Genomic DNA, 21,227 nt, shown 5'->3' with positions numbered 1-21,227 from the left:
GCTTTATTCCGACGCTACAGGTGCAGCCTTGGCGCCGCCCTTCGACACGCCGACCAGCGCCGGGCGCAGCACGCGCTCGCCGATGGTATAACCGGCCTGCACGACCTGAACGACGGTGCCCGCAGGCACGGAAGCATCGGGCACTTCGTACATCGCCTGCTGGAAATTCGGATCGAACTTCTCGCCCGACGGGTCGAACTTTTTCACGCCGTTCTTTTCCAGCGTGTTGAGCAGCGAGCGCTCGGTGAGCTCGACGCCTTCGAGCAGCGCCTTCAGGCCCGGATCGGCGGCGGCCTTGGTGTCGGCAGGCACGGCATCGAGGGCGCGCTGCAGGCTGTCGGCGATATCGAGCACTTCGCGCGCGAAATTGGCGATCGCATAGGTGCGACCGTCGGCGACCTCCTTCTGGGTCCGCTTGCGCAGATTTTCCATCTCCGCCAGCGTGCGCAGCATCTTGTCGCGCGCGTCCGCAGCTTCCTTGGTTAGGGCCTCGACCGAGTTCGGCTCCGGATCGTCCGGCATGATGTAGGGCTTGGAGACCACCGGATCGGCGGCCGCTGCCGTCTTGTCCTGATTGTCGTTCTGCCCATTGGAATCAGTCATCACGCTGCCTTCTCAAAAACACGCCAAAATGGTGGGATTGCTGAGCGGGATATCGGGGTTTGAGCGCCGAAAATCAAGCGCAACCGGCCGGATTCGGCCGATCTGTCAGCCGCCGAGCATGCGGCTGACGATGCGCGCCGCGTAATCTACCATCGGGATCACCCGCGCATAGTTCAGCCGGGTCGGCCCGATCACGCCGAGAACACCGACAATATGGCCGGCGCCATCGCTGTAGGGCGCAATGATCGTGGACGAGCCGGACAGCGAGAACAGTTTGTTTTCCGAGCCGATGAAGATGCGGACACCTTCCGCCGTCTCCGCCCGACCGAGAAGGTCGATCACCTCGCGCTTGGCTTCGAGATCGTCGAACAGGAGGCGAACGCGTTCAAGATCCTCCAGCGCATGGAGATCCTCGAGCAGATTGGCCTGGCCACGCACGATCAGCTGCCGATCGTCCTTCTCGCCACCCGACCAGCTGGCAATGCCGGCGGCAATCACCTTCTGGGTCAGCTGATCGAGCTCGATCTGGTTCTGGGTCAGCGCCGTTTCCAGCTCCAGCCGGGCCTCGGCCAGCGTGCGGCCGCGAATCCGGGCATTGAGGAAGTTCGACGCCTCGTTCAGCGCCGACGACGGCACGCCCGGCGGCAGGGTCAGCACGCGGTTTTCGACCTGGCCATCCTCGGCAACCAGCACGACCAGCGCCTTTTCGGGCTCTAAACGGACGAATTCGATGTGTTTCAGCCGCACATTGGACTTGGCGGTCAGAACCACCGCCGCCGCGCGGGTCAGGCCGGACAGCTGCGTCAGCGCCTCGCCGAGCGCTGCCTCCACAGTCTGCGAGCGCCCCACCGAGGATAATTGCTGCTGGATCGACTGCCGCTCCGGCTCGGTGAGGTCACCGACCTGCATCAAGGCATCGACGAAAAACCGCAGTCCGAGTTCGGTCGGAAGCCGTCCGGCAGAGGTATGCGGCGCATAGATGAGGCCGAGCTGCTCCAGGTCCGACATCACGTTGCGGACCGACGCCGGCGACAGCGGAACCGTGATCAGGCGCGAAATATTGCGCGAACCGACAGGTTCGCCCGTGGCGAGATAGCTCTCGACGATCTGCCGGAAGATCTCACGCGATCGCTCATTGAGCTGGGCGAGCCCGGCATGCGGCGAAATCAGGCCGATCGGATCGTGGTGGGCCACAGGGTACTCCTTGAGGACCTAATCTGTCGCCCCGAGCCCCCGGATACAAGCACCATTGCGGTTGTGGAACCTGCCCCGCCCTTGCCGCTGCGGTCTGTGGCCCCTAAAAGCACCGCGAACAGGCTTCTCTGGACATTTGGAAGGATTTTCTCATGCGGCCAAGCCGTCGTGCGCCCGATGAACTGCGCGCCGTGTCGCTGGAACGCGGCGTGGTCAAATATGCCGAAGGCTCCTGCATGGTGAAATTCGGTGACACCCACGTGCTGGTGACCGCCACGCTGGAGGAGCGCCTGCCACCATGGCTTAAGGGCCAGGGCCGCGGCTGGGTCACCGCCGAATACGGCATGCTGCCCCGCGCCACGCTGGAACGCACCCGCCGCGAAGCCGCATCCGGCAAGCAGGGCGGCCGCACCGTCGAGATCCAGCGCCTGATCGGCCGCTCGCTGCGCGCTGCCGTCGACCTCGAAGCGCTCGGCGAACGCCAGATCACCATCGACTGCGACGTGATCCAGGCCGATGGCGGCACCCGCACGGCGTCGATCACCGGCGCATGGGTTGCGCTGGCCGACTGCATCTCGTGGATGAAGAACCGCAACATGTTCAAGAACGGCGGCGGCAACGTGCTGCGCGACAATATCGCGGCGATTTCCTGCGGCATCTATCAGGGCACCCCGGTGCTCGATCTCGATTATGCCGAAGATTCCGAAGCCGACACCGACGCCAATTTCGTGATGACCGGCGACGGCCGCATCATCGAGGTGCAGGGCACTGCCGAGAAGACGCCGTTCACGCAGGACGAGTTCCTGAAGTTGATGGCACTGGCGCAAAAGGGCGTCGGACGTCTGGTTGAACTGCAGAAAATGGCCATCGCGTGATTCCGCAAGTCATCAAGCAGGCGTAGACTCGCATCATGCATCGTCGAATCACTGGGAAGCTCGTCATCGCCACCCACAATCCCGGCAAGCTTGCCGAGATGCGCGATCTCTTGGCCCCCTACGGCATCGAAGCAGTGTCGGCCGGCGAACTCGACCTCGCCGAGCCCGACGAGACCGGCGACACCTTCAAGGCCAATGCCGCGATCAAGGCGATTGCCGCGGCCAATGTCGCGCAACTGCCGGCCTTCGCAGATGATTCCGGCCTCGTCGTCGATGCCCTCGACGGCGCGCCCGGCATCCTCTCGGCGCGCTGGGCCGGCGAGTCCAAGGACTTCACCGGCGCAATGACGCGCATCGAGCGTTTGCTGCAAGAGCGCGGCGCGACCTCGCCTGACAAGCGCACCGCGCATTTCGTCTCGGCACTCTGCGTGGCGTGGCCCGACGGTCATCTTGAGGAAGTCGAAGCGCATGCGCATGGCACGCTGGTCTGGCCACCACGCGGCACTGCCGGCTTCGGCTACGATCCGACATTCCTGCCCGATGGTTACACCCGCACCTATGGCGAAATGACCGCGGTCGAGAAGCACGGGTTGCCGCCACTCGGCGAGGGCTTGTCGCATCGCGCCAGGGCATTCGTGAAACTCGCGGAGATCTGCCTTGAACCCCGCTGACGCACAGCAGGACGCTTTCGGCGTCTATGTGCACTGGCCGTTCTGCCTGTCGAAGTGCCCGTATTGCGACTTCAACAGCCACGTCCGTCATCACGCCGTCGACGAAGTACGTTTCGCGCGGGCCTTCGCACGGGAGATCGAAACCACGGCTGCCCGCACGCCAGGCCGCACCGTGACGTCGATCTTTCTCGGCGGCGGCACGCCGTCGCTGATGCAGCCGCAGACCGTCGGCGCGATTCTGGATTCGATCGGAAAATACTGGAACGTTGCCTCCGACGCCGAAGTATCACTCGAAGCCAACCCGACCTCCGTCGAAGCGACGCGCTTTCGCGGTTATCGCGAGGCCGGCGTCAACCGCGTGTCGCTCGGCGTACAGGCGCTTGACGATGCGTCGCTGAAATCACTGGGACGTTTGCATACGGCGCGCGAGGCACTCGATGCCGTGGCCATCGCGCGCAGCGCGTTCGATCGGTATTCGTTCGATCTGATCTATGCGCGCCCCGACCAGACCCCGCAGATGTGGACCGACGAACTCAAGCTCGCCATCTCGGAAGCCGCCGAACATCTATCGCTGTATCAGCTGACCATCGAGGAAGGCACGCCGTTCTTCGGATTGCACGCCGCCGGCAAACTCAAGACACCCGACGAAGGTCTCGCGCGCACGCTTTATGACGTGACGCAGGAGGTTTGCGCACAGCAGGGCCTGCCATTTTACGAGATTTCCAACCACGCCCGCCCCGGTGCGGAGTGCAAACACAACCTCGTCTATTGGCGCGGTCAGGAATATGCCGGCATCGGGCCTGGCGCCCATGGCCGCCTCGACATCGACGGTGTCAGACATGCCATCGCCACCGAGAAACGCCCGGAAGCCTGGGTGATGCGTGTGGAAGACAACGGCCACGGCGTAACATCGGATGAATTGCTCAACAGCGAAGAACGCGCCGACGAATATCTGCTGATGGGCCTGCGCCTCGCCGAAGGTATCGATCCCGCGCGCTATCAGATGCTGTCCGGCCGCGCGCTGGATGAGAAGCGCATCGCCATCCTGCGCGAGGAAGGCGCCATCGTCGTCGAGCAGAACGGCCGCCTGCGCGTGACGCAGGAGGGATTCCCTGTGCTTGATGCTGTCGTGGCAGATCTGGCGGCGTAGGTGCTACGCCCCGAAACTCTTCGGTGAGCCCGCCACGGCCTGACCACCACCCGACGCAACCTTCATCACGGCGAGGCCGCGATCGTTGCCGCCATCGCTGCGGAAACGGAATAGACCATCGATGCCGGCAAAGCCGGATGGATTGGTGAGCGTTTCAGGTGCGAAGCGCTGTCCGCCTTGGGTGCGCGCCAAAGCGGCGACCAGCGCCACTGCATCGTAAGCGAGCGTGGCAGTGCGCACAGGATCGCCGCCATATTTCGTGCGATAACGGCCGGCAAATGCACGAAACCCTGCGGGATCCGGCGCGGCATAGAGCCCGCCCTGCAAGGCCGCGCTGTTGAAGACGCGCGGATTGTCCCACAGGCCCGTGCCGAGCAATTGCACATTGCGCAGATTGGCACCCGCCGCAGTCAGGGCATCAGCCGTTGCGACAACCGCGTCGCCATCGTCAGCAATGAACAACGCGTCGGCGCCGGTCAGGGATGCGGCAATGTTGCGTGCTGCGCTGGAGCGGTCAGCACCATAGCGCTCAAAAGCGACGACGCGGCCACCCTTGCGCGCGACGGCCTGCTTGAACGCAACTTCGACCACATTGCCATAGGCATTCTCGGGCAGCATCGCCGCAAAGGAGCGTTTGCCCGTGCCCGCGGCGTAATCGACGATGCGATTGACGTCGGACTCGGGCAGGAAGCTGAGCAAATAGACACCACGGCCGGCGACGCTGGAATCGGTAGAGAAGGCGATCACCGGCACGTTGCGCGCGCGCGTGAGCTGCGCGGTGGCCGGCACTGACAGCGCAAACAACGGTCCGAGAATGATTTCGGATCCTTCGTCGAGCGCCTGCTGGGCGGCCTGCTGCGCGCCCTGCGCACTGCCATTGTCGTCCTTGATCAGGAGTTGAATGCTGGGATTCTGGAATTCGGCGAGCGCCATTTCGGCGGCGTTCTTCATCGACTGCGCGGCGACGCCAGCATTGCCGGAAGCCGACAGCGGCAGGATCAGTCCGACTTTCGTGCCCCCGGTGCCGATGGCTTGCGACTGCTGCGCCGGTCCGGCAGGCGGTCCCGATGGCGCCGTCGGTCCGGTGCCAAACGCATTGGTCAGCGTCGATTGCACACCCGCGCAGGCCCCGAGCAGCGGCGCGCCCAGCAGCAGGCCGACAGCCGTCCGCCGTGTTGCGCCCGACGTCGCGCCCTTGGTCCCGGATTTGGGGTCGAACGGATCCGCCATCACTTCTCTTCTTTCGGCCGTATCAGATCGGCCCGCCTCGTCACCCACTATATAGTGTGAGGCGCGGATTCAGACATATTGTCGGCGATAAGTTAACCAAAACAAAAGCTTTATGTCCGGCATACCCCGTCACCGCGGCTGGATTAGCACGACGGGAATGAACCACGGCCAAACGCCCAAAAAACGGCTGTCCCCCTTTGGCGCAATTCGCTCTACATTGTCGCCATGCGCGCAACACCCCTCTCCTCATCGCCTGCGGACGCCGCGGCGCCATCGGCCCGGACCTTCACGGTCTCCGGCCATCTGCTCATGGCACCGAAAGCTGTTCCGGGGCTGCATCTCGTAGCCACGCCGATCGGCAATCTTGGCGACATCACCCTGCGCGCGCTGGAGACCCTGGCGGGGGTCGATATTATCGCCTGCGAAGACACCCGCATCACCCGCCGTCTGACCGAGCGCTACGGGATCACCGGCACACTCAAGCAATATCATGAGCACAATGCCGAACAGGCACGGCCAAAAATTCTTGAAAAGCTGTCGCAGGGCGCGTCCATCGCGCTGGTGTCGGATGCCGGCACGCCACTGATTTCCGACCCCGGCTTCAAGCTGGTGCGGGAAGTGACCGCAGCAGGCTTCAATGTGATTTCGCTGCCGGGGCCATCCTCGGTGCTGGCCGCGCTGGCCGTCTCTGCCCTGCCGACCGATCGCTTTTTCTTCGAGGGCTTTCTGCCGTCGCGGCAGATGGCGCGGCGATCCCGCCTGACCGAGCTGGCTGCCATCGATGCCACGCTGGTGATGTTCGACTCCGGCAACCGCGTGCAGGATACGCTGGCCGATCTCGCGGACATCATGGGCAACCGCAATGCGGCGATCTGCCGCGAACTCACCAAGATGCATGAAGAGGTCAATCGCGGAGCGATTGCCGACCTGGCCAAGGAAGCCGATGGGCTGGAGACCCGCGGTGAATTCGTGCTCGTCATCGGGCCACCGGCTGCGGATGCGCAGGCCATGACCGAAGACGATCTCGACGCCCTGCTGCGCAGCTCGTTGCAGCGTGACAGCGTCAAGGATGCCGTGGCGCATGCGGTCGAACTGTCCGGCCGGCCGCGCCGCGCCGTCTATGCCCGCGCGCTGGAACTGGCCAAGGAGATTCACAGGGACTCAGGCAATGGCGAAGACTGACAAAGTCTCCGCCCCGAAGCCCGCAGCCAAGCCGGCTGCGCCGGAGCGCGTCGCCGCGTTCAACACCGGTCTCTCCGCCGAAAGCCGTGCCGCTGCTTTGCTGCTGGCCAAGGGCTACCGCATCCTCGCCCGCCGCTTTCGCACGCCCCACGGCGAGATCGATATCGTTGCCAGGAGGCGCAGCCTGATCGCCTTTGTCGAGGTGAAGGCCCGCGCCAGCCTGGACGAAGCCGCCTATGCCGTGACGCCCCGCCAGCAGGCCCGGATCATGGATGCCGCCCAAGGCTGGCTGATGGTGCATCCCGAACATGCGGAATTCGACCTGCGTTTCGACGTCGTGCTGATTGCGCCAAGACATTTGCCACGCCATCTGTTAGCGGCATTCGACGCCAGTACCTGAATTTTCGCTTTCCCGACCACAATTCCGGACCCCAGCATGACCTTGAACGTCGCCGTCCAGATGGACCCCATTGCGCGCATCAATCACAAGGGCGATTCGACCTTCGCGATGCTGCTGGAAGCCCAGAAGCGTGGCCACAAACTGTCCTATTATACGCCGGACAAGCTCTCGCTGCGCGGCAATGACGTGGTGGCGCCGGTGCAATCGCTGTCGGTGCGCGACGTCGAAGGCGATTACTTCACCCTCGGTGAACCCACCCGCACCAGCATGGAATCCTTCGACGTGGTGCTGCTGCGCCAGGACCCGCCATTCGATCTCGCTTACATCACCTCGACGCATCTGCTCGAGCGCATTCATCCGAAGACGCTGGTGGTCAATGATCCGGCCTCGGTGCGCAACGCGCCGGAGAAGATCTTTGTGATGGGCTTCTCGGACCTGATGCCGCCGACGCTAATCTCGCGCGACAAGGACGAGATCAATGCATTCCGCGCCGAGCATGGCGCTGTGGTGATGAAGCCGCTGCATGGCCATGGCGGCGCAGCGGTGTTTCGCGTGCTGCCGCAGGACATGAATTTTGGTTCGCTCTACGATCTGTTCTCCGTGACCTTCAAGGAGCAGTGGGTCATCCAGCGTTTCCTTCCCGAAGTGAAACATGGCGATAAGCGCATTATCCTGATCGACGGCGAATTCGCGGGTGCCGTGAACCGCGTGCCGGCTGAAGACGATTTGCGCTCCAACATGGTGCGTGGCGGCGCCGCCAAGGCCACCGAACTCTCGCCACGTGAGCGCGAAATCTGCGAACGCGTCGGACCGGCGCTGCGTGATCTCGGTCTGCTGTTCGTCGGCATCGACGTGATCGATGGCAATCTCACCGAGATCAACGTGACGTCGCCCACGGGCATTCGCGCCATCGCCAAGCTCGGCGGGCCCGATGTGGCCGCACGCGTCTGGGACGTCATCGAAGCGAAGCGGAAGTAAACTCCACCCACGTCATTCGCTGCGTTGCGTCAATGCTTGACGCAGCAATTTAAATTCCATTCGTCACAATTCTTCACCCACTGCTTTTGCTTGCCAGTCATTGAGGGCAAGGGCAGCATGTTGATGCATGCCCGACCAATCGGACGGCCCGCCATGTGTGGCGGCAAGCAAAAGCATATCAGTGGAGAAACGCATGACTTCAGAAGTTTCGCGAAGGTCCCTGCTCTCGCTCGGCGCTGGTTTGGGCGCTAATCTCCTCGCTCCCGGCCTCATCGGCAGCGCATCGGCCAAGGCACCAAAGCTCGGCACACAGGCGCCCTACTTCCACCGTTTCATGTTAGGCAGCGCGGAAGTCACCGTTGTCTCCGACGGACCTTTGCCGCTCGGCGATCCCTCCGGCACATTCGTCGGCGTACCCAAGGAAGACGTGCAGAAGATGCTGACGGATAATTTCCTCAGCAGCAGCAATGTCGTGCTCGAACAGAACGCGCCGATCGTCAACATGGGCGACAGACTGATCCTGTTCGACACCGGCATGGGCACGTCGCAACTGTTCGGCAACACCACGGGTCGCCTGCAGAAAAGTATGGCCGAAGCCGGTATCAAGCCCGGCGATATCGATGCCGTGGTGTGCTCGCACGCCCATATCGATCATATCGGCGGCATCGTCGATGCCAATGACAAGCCACTATTTCCCAATGCGCAGGTCTATCTCAGCGAGGAAGACTTCAAGTTCTGGACCGACGAAGGCAAGCTCGGTTCGCCGCTCAAGGACTTCATCGTCCATGCGCGCAAGAACCTGCTGCCGGTGAAGGATCGCCTGGTGTTCTTCAAGGACGGCCAGGAGTTCCTGCCCGGCGTTACCGCCATGCATGCGCCGGGCCATACGTTCGGCCACCACATGTTCATGATCCAATCGGACGGGAAATCTTTCGCCTTCCTCGGCGACCTCACCCATCATCAAGTGCTGTTGCTGGAGAAGCCGCGGATGGAGTTCGCCTATGACTCCGATCCGAAGATGGCAGCGGCGACGCGGGTGAAGATGCTCGACATGCTCGCAGCCAACAAGACCGCCGTGATGTCCTATCACTTCGCGTGGCCGGGCTATGGTCATGTGGTGAAATCAGGCGACGGCTTCCGCTATATCGCCGAGCCGATGGTGATGAATCTCTAGCGGAAATCCTGCGACTTTCCTGCGGCGATCTTGAGACAATGACCGCCGCAGGAATTCCGCAGCAATTTATCCTCACGCCGCGGATGAGGCGTCCCTCTGACGTCTCTCCGCTCCGCGTTTGTAGATCCGGAACGTGCCACGTCCGGCATCCTTCGCTGCATAGAGCGCCGAATCGGCCATGGCTGCCAATTGCGATGACGTGCAGTTATCGGCCAGCGCGATGCCGACCGATGCGCCAACCCGCAACTGTTGTCCGCGATGATCAATCGGCAGTCCCAACTGCGTGACAATCGCACGCGCCGTCTCCGAGGCTTCCTCGAATTCCGCGTGAGGCCCCAGCAGAACCGCGAATTCGTCACCGCCGAGTCGTGCGACCAGTTCCGCACCGGCACAGATGTTGCGAATTCGATTTGCAACGACGGTCAGACAGGCATCGCCCGCTGCGTGGCCGAAACAGTCATTGACCGGCTTGAATTCATCGAGATCGATCAACAGCAGCGCGCCGAACGGCTTCACCTTGATGGCCGACGCCGCATCGAACAGCGACAGCTTGGTTTGAAACTGGCTGCGATTGGCAAGGCCGGTCAGCGTATCGAATTCGGCGAGATAGCGATTGCGATCCGCCAGAATTTTCTCTTCGGTGATGTCTTGCTTCATGCCGAAGATGCGGACGGCAACGCCATCGACCGACTCGACAGTGGCCGTGATCCTGATCCAGCGCCGGTTGCCCTTGAAGGTGATGATCTCCGCATCGAGACTGAAGCCCGTGCGATCCTCGATGGCCTTGCTGCGCCGCTTCGTCAGTTCCCTGACGGATTCTTCGGGATAACAGGCGAGCGCCTCCTCGCGAATCGGCGTCGAGCCACGCGGTAGATCGAAGATGTCATAGACAACATCGGTCCAGACCAGCGATTCATCGGAGAGGTCGCATTCCCAGACGCCGATTCGCGCTGCCGCCGAGGAGCGATCGAATATCTTCCGGCTATGCGCCAGCGAAGCAGCCTGTTGATCGATGATGGCCTGCTGAGCTTCGATCTGCGCCTTCAGCGCAGCGATCAGGTCGGCGTCATCCGGAGCGTCTGGCGGCATCGACAAGCGATCTGACATCTGCGGGCACCCAGTCTTCGTCTCGAAGCTCATAGGATGCTTTGCATGACGTGTTTAAGATTTTCTACGCCAATGGCCGACTTCAGCCAAAACCAGCATACTTTACCGCTACATTTCGTTCACTGATTGTTCTTGATGTAGAAGCAACCTTAGGTTACGCTCTCATCTCGAATGGGGGCGGCATGGTTCAACGGGTTTCCACCGTAGCCTTTGAGGGGATCGAGGCCCGCGCGGTCGACGTGCAGGTTCAGGTCGTGCCCGGTCTGCCGAATTTTTTGATCGTCGGCCTGCCCGACAAGGCAGTATCCGAAGCGCGCGAACGGGTCCGTGCCGCGCTGGTCGCCTCGGGTCTGGCGCTGCCGGCACGGCGGATCATCGTCAATCTCGCGCCCGCTGACTTACCCAAGGAAGGCAGCCATTACGATCTGCCGATCGCGCTGGGATTGATGGCCGCGATCGGCGCGATTCCGCCGGATGCATTGACGGGCTTCACCGTGCTCGGCGAACTCGGTCTCGATGGCTCGCTCGCTCCGGTCGCCGGCGTGCTGCCGGCTGCCATCGGCGCCAATGCGCGCGACGAGGGATTGATCTGCCCAGAAGCCTGCGGCGCGGAAGCCGCCTGGGCCAGTCCCGATATCCAGATCATCGCCGCGACGTCGCTGATCCAGATCGCCAATCACTTTAAGGGCACGCAGGTTCTGTCGCGGCCGCAGCCGAAGATACATGCGCGTGAGGAAACGCTGCTGGATCTGCGCGACATCAAGGGACAGGAAAGCGCCAAACGCGCGCTGGAGATCGCTGCCGCCGGCGGCCACCATCTATTGATGGCGGGATCGCCAGGTTCCGGCAAATCCATGCTGGCGGCACGGCTCCCGTCGATCCTGCCGCCACTATCGCCGGCGGAGCTCCTCGAAGTCTCGATGATTGCGTCGGTGGCCGGCGAGATCAAGGACGGCGCACTCACCTCACGCCGGCCGTTCCGCGCACCGCATCATTCCGCCAGCATGGCCGCACTCACAGGCGGCGGCCTGCGCGCGCGGCCGGGCGAGATTTCGCTGGCGCATCAAGGCGTGCTGTTTCTCGATGAACTGCCGGAGTTCGATCCGCGCGTGCTGGATTCGCTGCGCGCACCGCTCGAGAATGGCGAGGTGGCGGTCTCGCGCGCCAATCACCGCGTCACCTATCCCGCCCGCTTCATGCTTGTCGCTGCGATGAATCCATGCCGTTGCGGTCACGCGTTCGAGCCGGGCTTCTCCTGCAAGCGCGGCCGCATCGATCGTTGCACCTCGGATTATCAGGCGCGCATCTCGGGCCCCTTGATGGACCGCATCGATCTGCGCATCGAAGTCCCGGCGGTGACCGCAGCAGATCTCATTCTGCCGCCACCTTCCGAGGGTTCTGCCGAGGTCGCGACGCGTGTCGCCGCCGCGCGCGATCTGCAGACCATGCGCTATGCCGCGGCGGGATTGCCGGGCACACATACCAATGCCTCCGCGCCCGCCTCCGTGCTGGAAACGGTTGCGCAGCCCGATGCGCAGGGACTGACATTGTTGCGCGATGCCGCCGAAACGATGCGACTGACCGCGCGCGGTTATCACCGCGTACTGCGCGTGGCGCGGACGCTGGCGGATCTCGACGGCGCCGAGAAAATCGGGCGGCTGCATCTGGCCGAGGCGTTGTCTTACCGCGCGCTGGCGGAGGACATTCGCCGAGCTGCTTGACGTCTCCTCCTCGCCACTGATGTGGACGTCAACGCGATAGTAACGAGTTTTGTTTACGCTCTGCTCACCATAACCCCGCGTTACGGGGCCAGGGCGAGTACCGTGTCATGCTGCGTTTCAAGATTTTAGCCTCGACGATTCCTTTGGTACTCGCGGCCTTTCTCGCGCGTGGTGATCTCGTAGCCGGCACGCATCCCTGCATCTCCACCGGTGAAACCACCATCCAGATCGCCACCATGCCCTGGCAGGCGCAATCGCATGTCAGCTTCACGAGCGATCCCCAGCAGGCAACCGTCCGTGTGCAAATCGTCGATAGTGCTGACACCGCCGACTTCGTCGTACTTGATGATGTCGATGCCGCGGAACCGGATGCTTGTCCCGTCACTGCTGCGACGCGCTTCATCCGCATTGCCGACACATCCGCGAGTTCGGAACCCGTCATCTATCTGTCGGAGGAAGGTGACGCCGACTACCGGATCTTCGTGAAGTCTCGCAGCTTCACGGCACGCGATGCCGCCGCGCTGATCGTCAGCGCCCGCAGCCGCAGCCCGGCGCGGATGGCAGCGGCCAGCCTCTAGGCCGCGCATTAACGCTTCATCAACCATGCCTGCGCGGGCAAATTCAAAACTGCCACCGCGCAAGCACTTGGCAACAACATACCCGCATTGTTTCTGATATCTGCGATCGCCTGATCGCGGCCTGTATTCGCGTGCAATCGCGAGCCATGATGTGACCAAGCCGGAGTGCTGATCTGTGGCGAAAGGTGTCTTCCGGATCAAGGTCTACTTCCGCCGCTTCGCGCGCCGTTTTCCGTGGCTTGCTTTTGTCATCCGCTCCTTCGTGATGTTCTCGGCTGCCTTCGGTGGCGCCTATGGTTTCATCTCAGGTTCGACCTCGAAAGACTCAGGTTACGACCCGCACGCTTTTGCGATCGGCGCCAGCTTCCTGTTCGCGCTGGCCTGCGTCGCCCTGGCCACCATGAGCATCCGCATGCGCTTCATGGGCAAACGGATGCGCAAACTGGCTGCGCATAATGAAGCCTTGGTCGACCGGAACTGGGAATTGAAGGAAGCCGAAGAGCGCGCGCGCAGCCTGTTCGAAGCGCAAGGCGACCTGATCGTAATCCGCAATAGCGAAGGCTGCATCACCTTCGTCAACGATGCCTATTGTGCGCTGGCGGAACAATCACGCGAAGCATTGATCGGCAGCCGTTTCGAACTCACGCTGCTGGAGCAGGGCGATATCGCCAACGAGCCCAACGGCACCAGCATGCACGATCAGAAGATCGCCACGGCGACCGGTCCGCGCTGGATCGCCTGGCGCGAAGGTCTGGTGCGGATCGATGCGGGCCAGCCCGCCGAGTTGCAATGCGTTGGACGCGATGTCACCGACCGCACCCAGACCGAGCGCGCCCTCGGTGAAGCCCGTGATCATGCCAATGCCGCCAACCGCGCCAAGTCGCGGTTCCTCGCGATGGCGTCCCATGAAATCCGCACGCCGCTGAACGGCATTCTCGGCATGAGCGGCTTGCTGCTCGATACGCCGCTGACACCCGAACAGACCACTTACGCCAAGGCCGTGAAGACCTCCGGCGATGCGCTGCTGTCGCTGATCGAGGAGCTGCTGGATTACTCCAAGATCGAGGCCGGCAAGATCGATCTGGAACATCGCCCCTTTGCACTAGCCGGATTGATCGAGGACATCACCGAATTGCTGGCGCCGCGCGCGCAGGCACGCAATCTCGAAATCGCGGCCTATGTCGATGAGCGATTGCCGCTGACAGTGATGGGCGATGCGGCGCGCCTGCGCCAGGTGCTGCTCAATCTCGCCGGCAATGCCATCAAGTTCACAGCGACCGGCGGCGTAGCGCTGATCGTCGAGCCCGGCATCTGGCCGAACGAAGTCTCTTTCCTGGTGCGTGACACCGGCATCGGCATCGCGCCGGATGCGCAGCAGCGCATCTTCCGCGAATTCGAACAGGCAGACGAGGGCACCGCGCGCCACTATGGCGGAACGGGCCTCGGCCTCAGCATCAGCGAGCGTATCGTCAAGCGCATGAACGGCCGCATCACGCTGCAGAGCACGCTCGGCGCCGGTTCGACATTCGAAGTGTCGATCCCGCTCGCCGCATCCGACAGTGGCACCGCGACTTTCATGGCACCCGATCTTACCGGCCTTTCGGTGATGCTGGTGGCGCCGCAGACCATCGAAGCCTCACTGACGGCCCTGCGGCTCGGGCGCTGGGGGGCACAGACTTGCACCGTGTCCGATATTGCCGTCGCGCAAGCCCTGCTACCCGAACGGTCGTGGCATGCCGTCATGATCGATCGCGCCCTTGGTGCTGACGCTGCCGAGCACCTCGCGGACACCGCAATTCCGCATGCGCTGCGACGGATCGTGCTGTTCACGCCTGCGATGCGCCATGAATTGCAGCCCGCGACGCCGAGTGCGTTTACCGGCTATCTGGTGAAGCCACTGCGTGCGGCCTCGCTTGCCGCGCGCCTGACATTACAGACGGACTTACCGACGATCGCCGCCGATGATCTGTTGGATCGCGATCCGGCCACACCGGAACTAACGGAGGCGATGGCACCCAGCCTCTCGATCCTGGTCGCCGAAGACAACGAGATCAACGCGCTACTGATGCGCTCGTTGCTGACGCGGCTTGGCCACAAGCCGGTCGTGACCACCAATGGCGAAGAGGCACTGGAATCCTGGCTCGCCTCCGACTCCGCAGGCACGCCCTATGACCTCGTCCTGATGGATATCCAGATGCCGAAGCTCGACGGCATCGAGACCACCAAACGCATTCGCGCGCGCGAGGCCGGTCAACGCGTCAGGCGGACGCCGATCCTGGCCCTCACAGCGAACGCACTGGTCCAAGATCGCTATGCCTGTTTCGAGGCCGGCATGGACGGCTTCCTGATGAAGCCGCTGGACCGCGACAAGCTCGCCGAAGCCCTCAAGGGACTCGCCAAGACGCGGCACGTCGCCGCCTAGCAGCTCCACCTTCGCTGTCACACCCCCGCAACACGCCCGTCACACGGCTGTTGAGCGCCCGTGATGTCTGGTGCGGATAAGCCGCATCGATGATTCGCGTGATGCCTGCGGCACAAGGCGATTGAGTTGGGGATGGCCATGCACGGCAACGAACTGGTGCGACCGAAGCAGGGTTTCATGCAGATGTTGCGGCCCCAGAACATGAGCGCCGCCGCACAGACTGCGATCACCTGGTTCAAACCGCCGCTGCATCTCCATCCCGCCAACGGCATTCCGGTCGCCACGACTTCTCTGGGCCGGATGGGTCCGCTTGAAGTTCGCCTCGCGCAGGACAAGCGCGACGTGAAGCGCGCGCAGCGGCTGCGCTACAAGGTATTCTACAAGAACGGCACCGCGATCGCCGACGCCGCCACCATGCTGGCACGCCGCGACAAGGATGCATTCGACAAGATCTGCGATCACCTTCTCGTCGTCGATCACGATGCCAAGCCCACACTGTCCGGCAAGCAGCCGGTGGTCGGCACCTATCGCCTGCTACGCCATGAGGCGGCCATGCAGAACGGGGGTTTCTATACCGACAGCGAATTCGATCTGTCGGGGATGATCGAGCGCCATGCGGGTCTGCGCTTCCTCGAACTCGGTCGCTCCTGCGTGCTGCCGCGCTACCGCAACAAGCGCACCGTCGAATTACTGTGGCAGGGCATCTGGAGCTACGTGCGACAGAACAAGTTCGACGTCATGATCGGTTGCGCCAGTTTTGAAGGCACCGATCCGGATCGCCTCGCGCTGCCGCTGTCGTTCCTGCATCACAACGCCCGCGCGCCCGAAGCCTGGCGCGCCCGCGCGCATCCGTCGCGCTATGTCGAGATGAACCGGATGGCCGCGGATGCCATCGACACCAAGGCGGCGCTTCGTGCGCTACCGCCGCTGATCAAAGGCTATCTACGGATCGGCGCCATGATCGGCGACGGCGCCGTGATCGATCATCAGTTCGGCACCACCGACGTTCTGATCGTGATGCCGGTGACGTCGATCGGCGCACGCTATATCGAGCATTTCAGCACGGACACCTCACGCCACGCGGCGTAATCGCTTAGAGGCGACGCAGCGCGACGTTTTCCACCACGTGATCCGCGCCCTTTTTGAGGATAAGCGTCGCACGCGGCCGCGTCGGCAGGATGTTGTCTTCGAGATTGGCGAGGTTGGTACGCTCCCAGATCGCCAGCGCCGTCGCCGTCGCTTCTTCATCCGACAGCAATGCGTAGCGATTGAAGTAGGATCGCGGATCGTGGAATGCGGTGTCGCGCAGCGCCAGAAACCGTCTCACATACCAGTCGCGCAGTACCGGCTCATCGGCGTCGATATAGACGGAGAAGTCAAAGAAGTCGGAGACCACAGGCACCGCCTTGCCGTCGCGCGGCAGGCGGCCGGTCTGTAGCACATTGACGCCTTCGACGATCAGGATGTCGGGCTGATCGACCTCGACCCACTTGTTTGGGACCACGTCGTAAGTGAGATGCGAATACACAGGCGCGCGGACGGCATTGCGGCCGGCTTTGATGTCACTGAGAAACTGTAGCAGCGTCGGCAGATCGTAGCTTTCGGGGAAGCCCTTCTTCTGCATGATGCCTTCGCGCTCGAGCACCGCATTCGGATAGAGAAAGCCGTCGGTGGTGACGAGATCGACCTTGGGCCGCGGCGACCATCTTGCGAGCAGTGCCTGCAGCACGCGGGCGGTGGTCGACTTGCCGACAGCCACCGACCCGGCGACGCCGATGATATAGGGCATCTTGCGATCCTCGATGCCGAGGAACTTGCGCTGCGCGTAATACAGACGTTGCGTCGCCGTGACATAGATCGAGAGCAGGCGGGACAGCGGCAAATAAATCTCTTCGACTTCGCGCAGATCGAGGCGATCATACATCGAACGCAGGGCGGCGATCTCGCCGGCCTCCAGCGTCATCGGCGTATCGTCGCGCAGCTTGGCCCACTGCTCGCGCGAGAAATTCCGATAGGGATTGTATTGTTGGTCTGCCCGCATATCCATGAAGCGGTCCCCGTTGTGATCGACGCTGTTACTCGCTCTTGCGCGACGCTTTCTCTTGCAGTCCGGATTGGGACGTGCGCTGACCGAGCGCCGCCTCGACCTCCTGAATCGTTACGCCGCGCGCTTTCAGCAGCACCAGCAGATGAAACAGCAGGTCGGCACTTTCATTGATCAGATTGGTGCGATCGTTCTCGACCGCCGCGATCACGGTTTCGACCGCTTCCTCGCCGAATTTCTTGGCGCAATGCTCCGCGCCCTTGTCGAGCAGCTTGCGGGTATAAGACGCGTCGCCACCCGCCGCCGCGCGGGCGTCGATGGTATCGGCAAGGTCATGAAGCGTAAAAGCCATTTCGGCGCCTTGTTGGCTGGGCAGCACGGACTCCTGCCAGAGATTGACCTAGGGGTCGAGCCGCATCGGCAGTCCGGCCCGGACCATATGCTCCTTGGCCTCGCGAATGGTAAATTCCCCGAAATGAAAAATCGAGGCCGCCAGCACCGCGGTGGCGTGGCCGTTCCTGATACCTTCGACCAGATGGTCGAGATTGCCGACGCCGCCCGAGGCAATGACCGGTACGCCGACACTGTCGGCGATGGCCCGGGTCAGTTCGATATCGAAGCCGGAACGGGTGCCGTCGCGATCCATCGAGGTGAGCAGGATTTCACCGGCCCCCAATGAAACGACTTCCTGGGCGAATTCGATGGCATCGATACCGGTCGACTTGCGGCCGCCATGGGTAAAGATCTCCCAGCGCGAGCCAGACCGTTTGGCGTCGATCGCCACCACGATGCACTGGTCGCCGAACTTCTCGGCGGCTTCCTTGACGAACTGGCGATTGGCCACCGCGGCCGAATTGATCGAGACCTTGTCGGCACCGGCGCGCAGCAGCGTCTTGATGTCGTCCACCGTACGCACGCCGCCGCCGACCGTCAGCGGCATGAAACAGGCTTCTGCCGTGCGACGGACCACGTCCATCATGGTACCGCGGTTTTCGTGGGTGGCGTTGATGTCGAGGAAAGTGAGTTCATCGGCGCCAGCGGCGTCATAGGCGATCGCAGCCTCGACGGGATCGCCGGCATCGCGCAGGTCGACGAAGTTGACGCCCTTCACGACACGTCCGTCCTTGACGTCGAGGCAGGGGATCACGCGGACTTTGAACATGGCTCGGTCCTTATGCCGCCTGCTTGATGAGCTTCAGCGCCTCGGCCGGGTCAATCCGCCCGTCATACAGCGCACGGCCGGAGATCGCGCCTTCGAGCTTCGCAGCACGTGGCTCAAGCATGGCCTTGATATCATCGATGGAGGCGAGACCGCCCGAGGCGATCACCGGAATTGAAATCGAATCTGCCAGCGCAATCGTCGCATCCCAATTGATACCCTTGAGCAAACCGTCGCGCGCGATGTCGGTGAAGATGATGGCGGCAACGCCGGCATCTTCAAAACGCTGCGCGATTTCCAGCGCAGTGACGGTCGAGGTCTCAGCCCAGCCCTCAACGGCAACCTTGCCATCGCGGGCATCCAGACCGACGGCGACCTTGCCCGGAAATTTCTTCGCGGCTTCCTTCACCAGAGCTGGATCGCGCACCGCGGCCGTTCCGATGATGACGCGGGTAATGCCCTTGGAGAGCCAGGCTTCCACCGTCTTGAGATCGCGAATGCCGCCGCCGAGCTGCACCGGCATCTTGATGACCTTCAGCATCGATTCCACGGCCTGCGCATTCACCGGCTTGCCTGCAAAGGCGCCATCGAGATCGACGACATGAAGATATTCGAAGCCTTGAGTCTCGAAGTCGCGCGCCTGTGCTGCGGGATCAAGGTTGAACACAGTGGCGCGCGCCATATCGCCCTGCTCAAGGCGAACGCACTGGCCGTTTTTCAGATCGATGGCGGGAAAGAGAATCACGGCTTCCACTTCAGAAAGTTCGAAATCAGAGCCAGCCCGAAACGCTGGCTCTTTTCGGGATGAAATTGCGTACCGATCGCGGTGTCCTTGCCGACGATGGCGGTGATGGGACCGCCGTAATCGGCGCGCGCCAGTACATCGGCCTCGTTGACCGCGTTCAGGTGATAGGAGTGCACGAAATAGGCGTGGCGCCCCTTCGGCCCAAGCGGCAGGCGCTCCAACACCGCGTGCTCACGCACCATGTCGAGCGTGTTCCAGCCCATATGCGGGATCTTGAGATTCTCTTCGCGCGGCGTGATCTTCTCGACATCGCCGGCAATCCAGCCCAGCCCGTCGGTCGTGACGTGTTCCTTGCCCTTGGTCGCCATCAGCTGCATGCCGACGCAGATGCCGAAGAAGGGGCGCGCCTTGTCGCGCACCGCTTCGGTCATCGCCTCGACCATGCCGTCCAGCGAATCCAGTCCCTTGCGGCAATCCGCAAAGGCGCCGACGCCGGGCAGCACGATGCGATCGGCGCGGAACACCGCTTCGGGATCGCGCGTGACGATGATTTTCTCCGGCACATCCATGCTGCGCGCGGCGCGCTCGAACGCTTTCGCTGCGGAGTGCAGGTTGCCGGAGCCGTAATCGATAATGGCAACGCTCACCGTGTCACTCCCGGTTGCGGGAATAACCCGATGATGTCGTTTTGCGCCGGAGACGGCGGACGTGAGAAAGACTGGCTGGGAACGTGACGGGTCGGCGGCGGACCGCCGCGATCGCTCGCCCACTGATCGTTGACTGCGTTGTGCTGCGCGGTCCAGCGATCGAAGAAGCGACGCTCGGCGGCATCCTTGTTATCGGCGACGACCACATCGAGCTGACGCCACTTGCCGCGCGACAGCGTCCAGCGGCGCAGGCTGGCGGCCTCAAAGCCCATCAGCAGCGCGAACAGCAGCATCACGACGAAACGGGCGCCGAGATCGACCTTCAACATCGACAGCGCGACTTCGCCGGCGATCGACAGCACGACATAGCCGAGCAGTGCCCACCACAGCCGATGATAGATCAGCCAGATCAGGCCGGCGACGAACGCCCAGAAATGGAATCCATCGCGCACGAACTCGAACTTGTCCGTTGCCGCAAACGGCTCAGGGCCGGCACCGCGAGGTGCGTGAACTGTGTAGACCGGCATGGCAAACTCCGCCCGAAACCGTAGAGGCCGATCAGCCGCCGAGCTGACCCTTGGTGGATGGCACTTCGCCGGCGTTGCGCGGATCGATCGCAACACCCGCCCGCAGCGCCCGCGCCAGACCCTTGAAGCAGGATTCGGCAATGTGATGGCTGTTCTCGCCATATAGGGTTTCGACGTGCAAAGTCACGCCCGCATTGCCGGCAAAGGCGTTGAACCACTCGCGCACCAGCTCGGTGTCGAATTCGCCGATCTTGTGGGTCGGGAAGGTGGACTTGAACACCAGCACCGGCCGGCCGGAAATATCCAGCGCCACCCGGGTCAGGGTCTCGTCCATCGGCATATAGACCGAGGCATAGCGGGTGATCCCGGCCATGTCGCCAAGTGCCTGCTTGACCGCCTGGCCAAGCACGATACCGACATCCTCTACCGTATGATGGAAATCGACATGAAGGTCGCCGACCGCTTTCACGGTGACGTCGATGCGGGAATGGCGGGCGAGCAGATCGAGCATATGGTCAAAGAAGCCGATTCCGGTGGTCGATTTGGATACGCCGGTACCGTCGAGGTTCACGGAGACCTCGATATCGGTTTCCTTGGTCTTGCGCTTGATCGTCGCCGTGCGCATGAAAACGCCTCTCCGCCTGCTGAAAACGCGCCCTTTTAACAGGGAGATGACACCTTCGCTACCGCGAGAGAGCCGATTCCGGACCGATCTTTGCGCCTATGGTGACCGGAATCCGCGCCCATCGGCCGCTGGCCTATGCTTCCTCGCCGGATTTGCAACGGCCGGTATCCGTGCCTAGATCAGGCGCTCAAGAGG

22 protein-coding genes are annotated in these 21,227 nt (G+C 62.7%); 11 read left to right on the top strand and 11 right to left on the bottom strand.

The annotated features are described in order from the left end of the window. Window positions 1-3: 3 nt before the first annotated feature. A complete protein-coding gene (grpE, locus tag AB7828_RS21375) occupies window positions 4-603 on the bottom strand; it encodes a nucleotide exchange factor GrpE (protein WP_441231094.1) in 600 nt (199 codons plus the stop codon). Window positions 604-708: 105 nt separating this feature from the next. Next, complete coding sequence (hrcA, locus tag AB7828_RS21370; RefSeq protein ID WP_068730256.1) at window positions 709-1,797, bottom strand: heat-inducible transcriptional repressor HrcA; 1,089 nt, start codon at window positions 1,795-1,797, stop codon at window positions 709-711. Window positions 1,798-1,949: 152 nt separating this feature from the next. On the opposite strand from hrcA, the gene rph reads away from it, so the two are divergent. From rph to hemW, 3 genes are read left to right on the top strand one after another with little or no spacing between them, the layout of a single operon-like run. Then, window positions 1,950-2,672, top strand: coding sequence for a ribonuclease PH (rph, locus tag AB7828_RS21365; protein ID WP_093757824.1), 723 nt, complete (start codon window positions 1,950-1,952; stop codon window positions 2,670-2,672). A gap of 35 nt (window positions 2,673-2,707) precedes the next feature. Continuing rightward, window positions 2,708-3,343 carry an RdgB/HAM1 family non-canonical purine NTP pyrophosphatase gene (rdgB, locus tag AB7828_RS21360; protein ID WP_441231093.1) on the top strand — a complete coding sequence of 212 codons (636 nt, stop codon included), beginning with the start codon at window positions 2,708-2,710 and terminating at the stop codon, window positions 3,341-3,343. After that, window positions 3,330-4,493 carry a radical SAM family heme chaperone HemW gene (hemW, locus tag AB7828_RS21355; protein WP_441231092.1) on the top strand — a complete coding sequence of 388 codons (1,164 nt, stop codon included), beginning with the start codon at window positions 3,330-3,332 and terminating at the stop codon, window positions 4,491-4,493. Before rdgB ends, hemW begins: the two co-directional genes overlap by 14 nt. A gap of 3 nt (window positions 4,494-4,496) precedes the next feature. Here hemW and AB7828_RS21350 read toward each other — a convergent pair whose 3' ends face one another. Beyond that, entirely contained in the window at window positions 4,497-5,723 is a 1,227-nt protein-coding gene (locus AB7828_RS21350) for a penicillin-binding protein activator (RefSeq protein ID WP_309941480.1), read from the bottom strand. Window positions 5,724-5,948: 225 nt separating this feature from the next. Between AB7828_RS21350 and rsmI the strand changes: the two genes are divergently transcribed. From rsmI to AB7828_RS21330, 4 genes are all read left to right on the top strand, one after another. Next, complete coding sequence (gene rsmI / locus AB7828_RS21345; RefSeq protein ID WP_309941483.1) at window positions 5,949-6,905, top strand: 16S rRNA (cytidine(1402)-2'-O)-methyltransferase; 957 nt, start codon at window positions 5,949-5,951, stop codon at window positions 6,903-6,905. After that, window positions 6,892-7,305 (top strand): YraN family protein, encoded by a 414-nt coding sequence (locus AB7828_RS21340; RefSeq protein WP_441231091.1) that lies wholly within the window; start codon window positions 6,892-6,894, stop codon window positions 7,303-7,305. Before rsmI ends, AB7828_RS21340 begins: the two co-directional genes overlap by 14 nt. A 36-nt stretch (window positions 7,306-7,341) precedes the next feature. Then, complete coding sequence (gene gshB / locus AB7828_RS21335) at window positions 7,342-8,283, top strand: glutathione synthase (protein WP_309941488.1); 942 nt, start codon at window positions 7,342-7,344, stop codon at window positions 8,281-8,283. 193 nt (window positions 8,284-8,476) lie between these two features. Next, window positions 8,477-9,457 (top strand): MBL fold metallo-hydrolase, encoded by a 981-nt coding sequence (locus tag AB7828_RS21330; RefSeq protein WP_309941490.1) that lies wholly within the window; start codon window positions 8,477-8,479, stop codon window positions 9,455-9,457. A gap of 72 nt (window positions 9,458-9,529) precedes the next feature. Here the strand turns inward: AB7828_RS21330 and AB7828_RS21325 are convergent, their stop codons facing one another. Beyond that, a complete protein-coding gene (locus tag AB7828_RS21325) occupies window positions 9,530-10,564 on the bottom strand; it encodes a diguanylate cyclase domain-containing protein (RefSeq protein ID WP_439060257.1) in 1,035 nt (344 codons plus the stop codon). A gap of 182 nt (window positions 10,565-10,746) precedes the next feature. On the opposite strand from AB7828_RS21325, the gene AB7828_RS21320 reads away from it, so the two are divergent. The 4 genes from AB7828_RS21320 (at window position 10,747) to AB7828_RS21305 (ending at window position 16,374) form a co-directional block, all read left to right on the top strand. After that, a complete protein-coding gene (locus AB7828_RS21320; protein ID WP_441231090.1) occupies window positions 10,747-12,285 on the top strand; it encodes a YifB family Mg chelatase-like AAA ATPase in 1,539 nt (512 codons plus the stop codon). 107 nt (window positions 12,286-12,392) lie between these two features. After that, window positions 12,393-12,863 (top strand): hypothetical protein, encoded by a 471-nt coding sequence (locus AB7828_RS21315; protein WP_441231089.1) that lies wholly within the window; start codon window positions 12,393-12,395, stop codon window positions 12,861-12,863. Between the two features lie 175 nt (window positions 12,864-13,038). Then, window positions 13,039-15,285, top strand: coding sequence for an ATP-binding protein (locus tag AB7828_RS21310; protein ID WP_441231088.1), 2,247 nt, complete (start codon window positions 13,039-13,041; stop codon window positions 15,283-15,285). 138 nt (window positions 15,286-15,423) lie between these two features. Continuing rightward, on the top strand, window positions 15,424-16,374 hold the full coding sequence (locus tag AB7828_RS21305; protein ID WP_175369619.1) for a GNAT family N-acetyltransferase: 951 nt from the start codon (window positions 15,424-15,426) through the stop codon (window positions 16,372-16,374). Between the two features lie 4 nt (window positions 16,375-16,378). On the opposite strand, the gene coaA is transcribed toward AB7828_RS21305, so the two are convergent. The 7 genes from coaA to hisB are packed head-to-tail and all read right to left on the bottom strand — an operon-like array spanning window position 16,379 to window position 21,032. Continuing rightward, entirely contained in the window at window positions 16,379-17,332 is a 954-nt protein-coding gene (gene coaA / locus AB7828_RS21300) for a type I pantothenate kinase (protein WP_089263094.1), read from the bottom strand. Window positions 17,333-17,360: 28 nt separating this feature from the next. After that, window positions 17,361-17,681 carry a phosphoribosyl-ATP diphosphatase gene (locus AB7828_RS21295; protein WP_089263096.1) on the bottom strand — a complete coding sequence of 107 codons (321 nt, stop codon included), beginning with the start codon at window positions 17,679-17,681 and terminating at the stop codon, window positions 17,361-17,363. 48 nt (window positions 17,682-17,729) lie between these two features. After that, entirely contained in the window at window positions 17,730-18,491 is a 762-nt protein-coding gene (gene hisF / locus AB7828_RS21290; protein ID WP_320446115.1) for an imidazole glycerol phosphate synthase subunit HisF, read from the bottom strand. Window positions 18,492-18,501: 10 nt separating this feature from the next. Then, window positions 18,502-19,233 (bottom strand): 1-(5-phosphoribosyl)-5-[(5-phosphoribosylamino)methylideneamino]imidazole-4-carboxamide isomerase, encoded by a 732-nt coding sequence (gene hisA / locus AB7828_RS21285; RefSeq protein WP_120288087.1) that lies wholly within the window; start codon window positions 19,231-19,233, stop codon window positions 18,502-18,504. Continuing rightward, window positions 19,230-19,880 (bottom strand): imidazole glycerol phosphate synthase subunit HisH, encoded by a 651-nt coding sequence (gene hisH, locus AB7828_RS21280; RefSeq protein ID WP_068730241.1) that lies wholly within the window; start codon window positions 19,878-19,880, stop codon window positions 19,230-19,232. The genes hisA and hisH overlap by 4 nt, the downstream gene beginning before the upstream one ends. After that, window positions 19,877-20,407 (bottom strand): DUF2628 domain-containing protein, encoded by a 531-nt coding sequence (locus tag AB7828_RS21275; RefSeq protein WP_089263100.1) that lies wholly within the window; start codon window positions 20,405-20,407, stop codon window positions 19,877-19,879. Before AB7828_RS21275 ends, hisH begins: the two co-directional genes overlap by 4 nt. 31 nt (window positions 20,408-20,438) lie before the next feature. Beyond that, window positions 20,439-21,032 carry an imidazoleglycerol-phosphate dehydratase HisB gene (gene hisB, locus AB7828_RS21270; RefSeq protein WP_441231087.1) on the bottom strand — a complete coding sequence of 198 codons (594 nt, stop codon included), beginning with the start codon at window positions 21,030-21,032 and terminating at the stop codon, window positions 20,439-20,441. Between the last annotated feature and the right edge of the window lie 195 nt (window positions 21,033-21,227).

This window comes from Tardiphaga sp. 215_C5_N2_1, assembly GCF_052076055.1.
In the GTDB taxonomy this organism is placed as follows: Bacteria; Pseudomonadota; Alphaproteobacteria; order Rhizobiales; family Xanthobacteraceae; genus Tardiphaga; species Tardiphaga robiniae.
Note: the sequence above shows the minus strand (reverse complement) of the source record. Positions and strands in the feature narration are given on the sequence as shown.